1 rRNA gene is annotated in these 1,108 nt (G+C 56.2%); it reads left to right on the forward strand.

The features are described 5' to 3' along the window. Positions 1-1,108 (forward strand): 23S ribosomal RNA (locus ACWDTS_RS28115); the annotation flags it as partial.

Genomic DNA, 1,108 nt, shown 5'->3' on the forward strand with positions numbered 1-1,108 from the left:
GAGCTGGGGGTGGTCGCAGAGACCAGAGAGAAGCGACTGTTTACTAAAAACACAGGTCCGTGCGAAGTCGTAAGACGATGTATACGGACTGACGCCTGCCCGGTGCTGGAAGGTTAAGAGGACCGGTTAGCGGGGTTCGCCCCGCGAAGCTGAGAATTTAAGCCCCAGTAAACGGCGGTGGTAACTATAACCATCCTAAGGTAGCGAAATTCCTTGTCGGGTAAGTTCCGACCTGCACGAATGGCGTAACGACTTCTCTGCTGTCTCAACCACAGACTCGGCGAAATTGCATTACGAGTAAAGATGCTCGTTACGCGCGGCAGGACGAAAAGACCCCGGGACCTTCACTATAGCTTGGTATTGGTGTTCGGTTCGGTTTGTGTAGGATAGGTGGGAGACTGTGAAGCATTCACGCCAGTGGGTGTGGAGTCGTTGTTGAAATACCACTCTGATCGTATTGGACATCTAACCTCGGACCATGATCTGGTTCAGGGACAGTGCCTGGTGGGTAGTTTAACTGGGGCGGTTGCCTCCCAAAATGTAACGGAGGCGCCCAAAGGTTCCCTCAGCCTGGTTGGCAATCAGGTGTCGAGTGCAAGTGCACAAGGGAGCTTGACTGTGAGACTGACAGGTCGAGCAGGGACGAAAGTCGGGACTAGTGATCCGGCACCGGCATGTGGAAGCGGTGTCGCTCAACGGATAAAAGGTACCCCGGGGATAACAGGCTGATCTTCCCCAAGAGTCCATATCGACGGGATGGTTTGGCACCTCGATGTCGGCTCGTCGCATCCTGGGGCTGGAGTAGGTCCCAAGGGTTGGGCTGTTCGCCCATTAAAGCGGCACGCGAGCTGGGTTTAGAACGTCGTGAGACAGTTCGGTCTCTATCCGCCGCGCGCGTTAGAAACTTGAGGAAGGCTGTCCCTAGTACGAGAGGACCGGGACGGACGAACCTCTGGTGTGCCAGTTGTCCCGCCAGGGGCACTGCTGGTTGGCTACGTTCGGAAGGGATAACCGCTGAAAGCATCTAAGCGGGAAGCCTGTTCCAAGATGAGGTTTCTCACCCCCTCGAGGGGGTAAGGCCCCCGGCAGACCACCGGGTTGATAGGCC

The sequence above is a fragment of the Rhodococcus sp. NPDC003383 genome, assembly GCF_053589115.1.